The 7,996-nt window shown below is 38.4% G+C and carries 8 protein-coding genes; 5 read left to right on the top strand and 3 right to left on the bottom strand.

All coding sequences use genetic code 11. The annotated features are described in order from the left end of the window. Positions 1 to 533 precede the first annotated feature (533 nt). The 4 genes from IWB18_RS12030 to IWB18_RS12015 all read left to right on the top strand — a co-directional run bounded on the left by IWB18_RS12030 (position 534) and on the right by IWB18_RS12015 (position 4,018). Positions 534 to 1,745 carry a uroporphyrinogen decarboxylase/cobalamine-independent methonine synthase family protein gene (locus IWB18_RS12030; RefSeq protein ID WP_195683866.1) on the top strand — a complete coding sequence of 404 codons (1,212 nt, stop codon included), beginning with the start codon at positions 534 to 536 and terminating at the stop codon, positions 1,743 to 1,745. A gap of 15 nt (positions 1,746 to 1,760) precedes the next feature. After that, positions 1,761 to 1,898: a hypothetical protein gene (locus IWB18_RS12025; protein WP_195683865.1), complete on the top strand. Its 138-nt coding sequence runs from the start codon at positions 1,761 to 1,763 to the stop codon at positions 1,896 to 1,898. Positions 1,899 to 2,070: 172 nt separating this feature from the next. Beyond that, a complete protein-coding gene (locus tag IWB18_RS12020) occupies positions 2,071 to 3,243 on the top strand; it encodes an MFS transporter (protein WP_195683864.1) in 1,173 nt (390 codons plus the stop codon). Between the two features lie 133 nt (positions 3,244 to 3,376). After that, the gene (locus tag IWB18_RS12015; RefSeq protein ID WP_195683863.1) at positions 3,377 to 4,018 is read left to right on the top strand and encodes a cobalamin B12-binding domain-containing protein; all 642 of its coding nucleotides are present in this window, start codon (positions 3,377 to 3,379) and stop codon (positions 4,016 to 4,018) included. 765 nt (positions 4,019 to 4,783) lie between these two features. Here IWB18_RS12015 and IWB18_RS12010 read toward each other — a convergent pair. From IWB18_RS12010 to IWB18_RS12000, 3 genes are all read right to left on the bottom strand, one after another. Continuing rightward, a complete protein-coding gene (locus IWB18_RS12010) occupies positions 4,784 to 5,485 on the bottom strand; it encodes an IS6 family transposase (protein ID WP_195683862.1) in 702 nt (233 codons plus the stop codon). 37 nt (positions 5,486 to 5,522) lie between these two features. Beyond that, positions 5,523 to 5,753, bottom strand: a complete 231-nt coding sequence (locus tag IWB18_RS12785; RefSeq protein ID WP_228725453.1) for a hypothetical protein — start codon at positions 5,751 to 5,753, stop codon at positions 5,523 to 5,525. Positions 5,754 to 5,989: 236 nt separating this feature from the next. After that, positions 5,990 to 7,708, bottom strand: coding sequence for an IS1634 family transposase (locus tag IWB18_RS12000; RefSeq protein WP_195683860.1), 1,719 nt, complete (start codon positions 7,706 to 7,708; stop codon positions 5,990 to 5,992). A 148-nt stretch (positions 7,709 to 7,856) separates the two neighbouring features. On the opposite strand from IWB18_RS12000, the gene IWB18_RS12770 reads away from it, so the two are divergent. Continuing rightward, positions 7,857 to 7,996: transposase domain-containing protein (locus IWB18_RS12770; RefSeq protein WP_195683859.1), on the top strand; the 140-nt coding region annotated here is incomplete at its 3' end.

Raw genomic sequence — 7,996 nt, 5'->3', positions numbered from 1 at the left:
ATCTGAGTCATTTGGGTTTCCTCCTCGGGTTGATGGTTTTTCGACAACTCTATTTTATCCGAGGTTGAACCCTTTTGGCTCAATTTTTTTAATTTTTGAATTTACACCATTATATAGACTTTATCAGGAGTCTATCGCTTAATAGTTAATTATATACTTAGAATCAAAATTTATGAGAACTCACAAGGAACATAAATCTCTCAAAGATTTATGAGCCAAGTGGGTTCTTTTTTGTTTGATATAATAGTAGTTGAGATCTGGCTTAATATCAACTCGTAGGTTTTAATAAGTGAGTAACTTCACTTGTTGACAAATTCATTGAGTGAAGGTGTTGTCAAGAACAGACAAAGTGAAATTTAATGATGAATAGAAAAATATTATAAAAAACAATATTTTTTACAATAGGTACTTGACCTTGAAGTACTTGTAGGGTTTATCCTAAGGGTGATCAAATAAGCGACAAAAATCAATTTGTTGAGAACATCTAAACAAATGTCTTGACAATTGAAATATTTATTTAGAGGAGGATTCAAATGCAAAGAACAGTAAATGCAAAAATGACTGAACGATTGCAAAACATTAAAGACACTCTGGATTTTAAAGAACCAAAGAAAGTGCCAACTCAAATTCAATTTACGACATGGCCTTTCTCCTACTCAGGAGTAAAAACGAAAGCTGTGATTGATGATCCTGTACGAACAGCAGAAGTCTTCTATAAAGTACTGGATGAAATCGAATTTGACTTATCAATGTTTGGGATATATATGATACCGATTCGAGTATTCGAGGCTCTCAAATCAGATAAATATGTTTGGGGAGACGATGACACTGCAATAACCCATTCACAAGGAACTGCAGAGTTTCTTGGACCTGAGTGGTACCCGGAAATCATTAAGGATCCATTTCACGTGCAGACAGAAACTTTGTTGAAATTACAAGTGCCAGTTTTTGCAGGTCCAAAAGAAGAAGCGATGAATGCTTTAAAAGCTGCGGTTAAACCATTTCTTGACCATAACGCTACAGTCAAAATGGTTACTGATAGAATGGATGAAATGGGAATAGTAAGAGTAGCAAATTCAGATTATACATGCGATGCACCATTCTTTCTTGGACCATTTAGTAGTATCTTAGACTTTTTTAGAGGTATGGCAGGTTCTCTTACAGATCTGCGGCGAAGACCCAAAGAAGTTAAGGCAGCTTGTGATGCAATTATGAGGCAAGCCGCGGAATCCGGCAACTATCTCACAGATGTAGAGGAAATTAAGAAAAGTTTTGGGGATGCTATCGTACCTTTTGGATTAAACATTATCAATGCAGAGTGTTTCTTAAGTCCTAAAAACTTTGAAGAGTACTACTTGAGTTATTGGAAGCAGTATATTGGACCTTATCTAGAGGCAGGGGCAAAGTACTACATACTCGGAGAAGGCAAGTTACTCCCAGTATTAGAACAATTTAAAGAATTACCAAAGGGTTCACTATTTATTCAAATTGATGAAGATGATCCGTTCGAAGCTTATAAAAAGATTGGCGGCTATCATACAATTTGTACTGGAATTCCATTATCAATGCTGAAGTACAGTAATAAACAAGAGTGCATCGATTATGTTAAGAAATGTTTCGACACATTTGCTCCTGGTGGCGGTTTTATATTTGAGCATAACAAAGTCTTAATAGCAGAACAAGACGTTAATATGGACAACTTGCGTGCTGTTTATGAGTTTGCAAATGAATATGGAAAAAAATAAAGGAGGAAGAACGTAATGACTGAAAATACTAATAATAATGAATATACAGTTATGGAGCTTATCCAGGAGTTTGCAAATGATCCATCATGGGAGCCTGATCCAGAAAAGAGATTGCAGATTGCATATGGAATCTTATATTCAATCTTGTACTAATAAGAAAAAGGAATTTAATTGACATGTGACTTATTTATAATGAGCCTAATGTGAAATTGTATAATAGGCGGTTTTATTTTAAAGCAACAAACCGCCTTGTTCTAATATATTTAACGAAAATTTTTGTGCTGATTTAAAGTTTTGATTCTTATTTTAATTAAGGAGATGAAACATGAAAAATAATAAAGTCATTAAAATCGCAGTATTATCAATCTATTTTGTTTTGATGTCGGCAGGTGCTGTGAATCCTGCTTTAGCGAGTATCGCTGCAGCATTCCCAGATGTTTCTTTCACTACAATATTACTGATTTCAACTCTACCACAATTACTTAGCGTACCTGCTACACTTGCAGCAGGGAGACTTGCAGGAAGTATAATAAAATATAAAACTTTACTAACATGGGGTATGATTTTATTTGTTGTTGGTGGCGTTGCTCCATATTTCATTAAAGATATTACGAATATAATTGTGATGAGGGCAGTTTATGGAATAGGTTTAGGATTAGTAATGCCTATGGGGATGGCGCTAGCTATAGCCTATTTTGATGGAGAAGAACGAGAAAAAATGATAGGTAGTGGTACTCTAATGCAGAATGTAGGAGGAATCTTTTTTACATTGATTGCGGGTCTGATGGCTTCTGTAACATGGAATCTAACTTTCCTTGTTCACACATTCGGTATTTTCACGATTATATTAACACTATTTCTACCCGAACCAGATAAGGTTCAAGTGGGACAAAATGCAGAAGGTGTACCCAGAATGCCGATAATCGTATACGGATTAACACTATTTATTTTTGTAGTTATGGTATTGTTTATGCCAATGATGCTCAATATGTCATCTGTTATTTTAGAAAGAGGTATGGGCAATGCAGCATCATCTGGCTTAGTGTTGACAGTATTTACTGTTGGAGGCATGATTGCAGGGGCGTTATTTGCAAAAGTGTACAAAGTATTTAATACCACTACATTTTCTATAGGACTCGGATCGGCCGCCATTGGTTTAGCTGCCATGGCTTATGGTAACACGATATTATTTATGTACGTAGCAACTTTCTTTTCTGGTTTTGGAACGGGTTTAATTATCCCTGCAATTTTTGTGACTATCGGTATGAAAGTTCATCCTACACAAATTTCTATGGCGACTGGAATTGTTTTAGCAGCTTTGAACAGTGCTGCATTTCCTACACCTTATATAATTGCATTCATATCAGGTTTATTAGGTCAATCGAATAATTCTCAGTTCCCATATATATTTGGGATGATAGGCTACTTATCATTGGCAGTATTAGCTGTATTGTTTCTTTCTAGGAATAAAAAACTGGTACAGGTGAAAGAACAGTGAATGGATCTGGAAAACCAATACAATTTTAAGTCAATGTATGCAACTTAGCGGGTGAAGTAAACAGAAGCAGAAATAAAGAAACATAGATATACGAAAATGTAAATATATAATTTAAAAAGGAAGGAAGAAATAAATGATCAATTTAAAAGAAGTAACTACAGCAATAGGAGAATTGGAAGAAGAAAAGGTGTTAAAAATGCTACATGACTTTATAGCAACAAACCCATCGGAAGAAGAAGCGCATAAAGTTGTTGCTGCCTGCCAAGAAGGAATGGCAGTTGTAGGAGATATGTTTGAAAGTGGAGAGTACTTTGTAGGAGACTTGATATTTGCAGGAGAACTTTTAACTGAGGCTATTGATACTTTAAAGCCAGCAATTGGATCAGGTGCTTCCACTAAAGCTGGAACGATCGTCCTTGGTACTGTTCATGGAGACCTTCATGATATTGGAAAAAACATTTTCAAAAGCATGTCTGAAGCAGCCGGATTTGAAATTGTCGACTTGGGAATTGATGTGCCGGTACAGGCATTTATTGACAAAATAAAAGAAGTCAATCCAGATATTGTTGGCATGAGTGGAGTTTTGACCTTAGCGTTGGAATCCATGAAAGATACTTTGGATTCTTTGAAAGAAGCTGGAGTTCGTGATTCTGTCAAAATTATTATTGGAGGAAACCCTGTAACAAAAGAAGCTTGTGATCATATTGGTGCTGACGCTTTCACTACAAATGCTGCGGAAGGAGTGAAAATGGTTCAAGCCTGGGTGAAAGGGTAAACGCTGATTTGATATAGAAAAAAGTTGATATCACAAACCTTGAATAAAAAATGAACAAACCTTGAATAATGAATGATAAAAGACAGACTAGCCAGTAAAAAGCTAGTCTGTCTTTGCGTTTCAAATACCTCTTGACTTATGAGCTTTCCAGAGGCATAGATACAAGAAAAAGTAATTGTCCAATAATCGCATGAATATCAAAATTTACTTTAACGTGTGATGATAGGTTACATCAAAGTACTTTTATAGTCAGTAAAGCAACTCTGTTGACTTTAAAAGTTGTGAAAGGATGATACCTATTACTATGAGAAATCCTCAACACGAAATACAAAAATCGAGATGGCGTGAGCTTGTATGTGAATGCAAACAAAGTGGCGAATCTGTTTAAACTGCTCCCAAAGTCAAGGACAAATTTAATTGTCCAACGATTACTCAAATATTCAACGATTATAGTTGAAAATTTCCACACCATTTCAAACTTCAATCTTGATATCTAATAAAAATAGCGGCTAGAATTCGAACTGAAATTCTTTTAAAATCTCTCTGATCCTTTGATATCAAGCCTTTTCAGCACAAATAAAAAAACACCTAATGATAAATAGTTTTATCAAAAGATGGTGAATTATCTGGCGAATCTACTACAAAATGATACAATGCACACCCCTTGACTAAAGCACAACGATTTGAGAAAGAGGGGGTGTGCATTTTTAGGTTCCGGTGCAAAAACGTCACCTGCACAGAACTCAGCCATTGTTTCTCTTAACCTTATGCACCTATCCCAAGCACTTCATTTATCACGCTCACTTCAGAGTGGACACATTGAATTCCTTCAACCTGTCCTTTTCGAATCATATGCATGATTTCAATTCCGCAAATGGTCTTCACTGCACTTTCGTAACTATGAAAACCAAGCATCGGATTGATCTTCTTTTTTATGAACCGATGATCCTGTTCTATAATATTATTCAAATATTTTGTCATCCGGTGTTGCGTTTTGCAGCTTAAACTTCCATAATAAATCTCTTCAAGAATGGCAATTTCAGTGGCTCCATATTTGTCGGTCGTAATCACCCTAGGTTGCTGGTTATGTGCTGCTTCCACCGATTTCTTGAAGAACTTTCTTGCAGCATGCTTGTCACGGGATTCTGAAACGTAGAAGTCTACCGTGCTCCCATCCGAATCTACGGCACGGTACAGATATGCATTCTTTCCCTTTATCTTCAAATATGTTTCGTCCATCCTCCAGGAATCGTTTGTTTTCTTGAGACGTTTTCGCAATCTTTCATTGATTATCGGAGAATATTGATGCACCCATCTCATAATGGTAGTGTGGGTTACATGCAAACCTCTCTCAGCCATCAGCTCTTCCAGCATTATATAACTCAAAGGATATTTTAGATACCACCTGATGCACAAAATAATAATCTCTGACTCATAATGCTTCCATTTAAAAAGATTCTCTGTCATTTTTCGTCCTCGATTCGCTGTTGATGGATTAATCCTATCAGATATTTCCAGAATTAAGTATATGAATTTTCTGCTCAGAGATTTTTGCACCAGAACCTTGTCGAAACGGCAAAAGCCAATGGCTTAAATCCTTACAAATATTTAGAGCATCTCTTGACTGAAATTCCTTCAATGGATATTCAGAAGAATCTAGAATCGCTGGACGATTTGCTTCCTTGGAATAGTTCAATACAAGCGGCTTGTGCCGTAAAAAAATAATAGATGACATGATGGCGGCCTTCTGATGAACCGGCCGCTTGTTTTATTGTTTACATGCGATTATTGACCGCTTACGCTTAAAGTGCTGAATTTAGCCACCAAAGATTCTACAAAAAAATAGACTTCAAGGCAAAAAAATGGGGTATAATCCCGTCTTTGACAGTTAGAGAGCAAATGAAGCTCGGAAACCCATGCGTATCAATGGGTTCCGAGCTTTTGTCTGTTTTAAAAAGTGCGTACTTTTTTCTATTTTTTCGTCAGTTTGAATATTTTTTTCATCTCTGTACTCTTCATGATCTGATAATCCGTACGAAACCCGAAGGATTCATGCAAGGCATCGGTGAAATCGGTGCGGGTGTAGGTTGGAACGTAACCCTCTTTATCGATCTCGAGGAAGTTCATCTCTCTTAATCCGGTGGTGATCTCACTGCAGGTAAAATTCCCTTCAAGTCGTTTCTCCAAGAATCTGTAGATGATCAAGGACATGAAACAGGTGGTAAAATGGGCCTTGATCCGGTCATCCCGACTCAGATAGACTGGTCTGGCCTTGTACTCGCTTTTCATAATCCGAAAACATTCTTCAATCTTCCACCGTCTCTTGTTGATCTTGATGATCTTTGCCGCTTCGTCCTCCAGGTTGGTACAAACTCCATAGAAACCATCATACATTTCTTCCGCTTCGATTATCTTTTCATCGACAGAAAACAAGTCTCTTTCGGCCACTTCTCCTTCAGGAGTACAGGAAGTCGTCTTGATGAATCGTTTGTAGTCATTGGGTCCTGCTTTTTTGAGCTTGCCCGGCCTGGTGTCGATGGTTTTCTGAGCCCGCTGGATCTGTGCGCTGCGAATGGTTCTCTGGTAGTTACGGTACTTGAAGGAGAAGGTGACGATGAGTTTTTGCTCCAAGCCCTTTTCTTTAATCCATCGCTCTTTGTAGAAGGTGCTCTCGCTAAATACGTCTTCATCGATTTCCCGAAGGTCATGGAGTTTGCTGCTTGTGGGAAGCAGCCAGCCCGTGGGATCAAGAGCCCACTCTTTCAGGTGTTTTTTAAGCATCTTAATAGACTGAGTGGTGATGAAAGCTCGCTGTGCCTTATCGTTGAAAAGCCTGTTTTGATGGGAGGCCAGCCCTGCATCGGTGCAGACGATGAACTTCGAGTGGTCAAAGTCGGCGAGGATCTTCTCTTCCAAAGGGATCAGGGTGGTCTGCTCATTGGTGTTTCCCTTGTTGATGCCAAAAGCCAAGGGGATGCCGTCTCCATCCATGAACAGACCCATTTGTACGATGGGGTTGGGGCGGTGCTCCTTGGAGTATCCGTATTGTTTAAGACCCTCTTCCTGTTCGATTTCAAAGAAGTAGTTGGTGCAGTCGTAGAAGAGAATCTGGTCGTTTCTTTTGGCTACCTTCAGGCTGTTGGCATAAAGCTCTGCCTGGATGAAATCCATTTCCTGGGCGATGACCTCCAAGGCCCGATAAACGTGCTGCAGATCGAAGTTAGCCGGTTCCAAAAACTTTTGGGCATGCTCATAGGTGGCCAGCTTGGAGGAAGGGTACAGGATCCTTGCATACAGGAGCCGGGAGAGGATGCTGTCCAGGTTGAAGGTGAAGCGGTGGCGTTTGGAGATCTCCTTGGTGATCTTTTCGAGCCCCAGTTCATGGTAGATCTTTTGCAGAAATAAATAACCTCCGTTGTAAAAACGCTGCTCGTTGGCAGCAATGAGCTTGTTTGGCGCATAAGGCACCATAATCGTTCGCGTGTTTTCTTTTTCTTTACGATTAAGCTCTTCGATGTATTCCTTGGCCCACTCATAAGGGTCACGTCCTTGAAGTTTTTCACGCAGTTGAGCTTCTGTCCCGAGTTTTTCAACGACTACAGAAGTATTGGATTGAGTTTGGCTGTTATAGATGGACTTGATGACATAAAGTGATGCTGCATTCTTGGATTTCGTGACCTTGAGCCTCATATGAAAATCGCCTCCTAGTATAGTAATTATATCACATTACGAGACATTACGATACTATTATTTCATAAAAAATGAAAAAAAATAAGCCCTATCAAGGCTTTCAGCGTTTTCTTATTGATGAAACTGTCAAACTCCCGCTCAGAGATTTTTGCACCAGAACCTTGTCGAAACGGCAAAAGCCAATGGCTTAAATCCTTACAAATATTTAGAGCATCTCTTGACTGAAATTCCTTCAATGGATATTCAGAAGAATCTAGAATCGCTGGACGATTTGCTTCCTTGGAATAG

Origin of the sequence: Alkalibacter mobilis, from assembly GCF_015594845.1 — a bacterium.
GTDB classification, from domain to species: Bacteria; Bacillota; Clostridia; order Eubacteriales; family Alkalibacteraceae; genus Alkalibacter; species Alkalibacter mobilis.
This window is presented reverse-complemented; position numbering and strand designations above follow the sequence as displayed.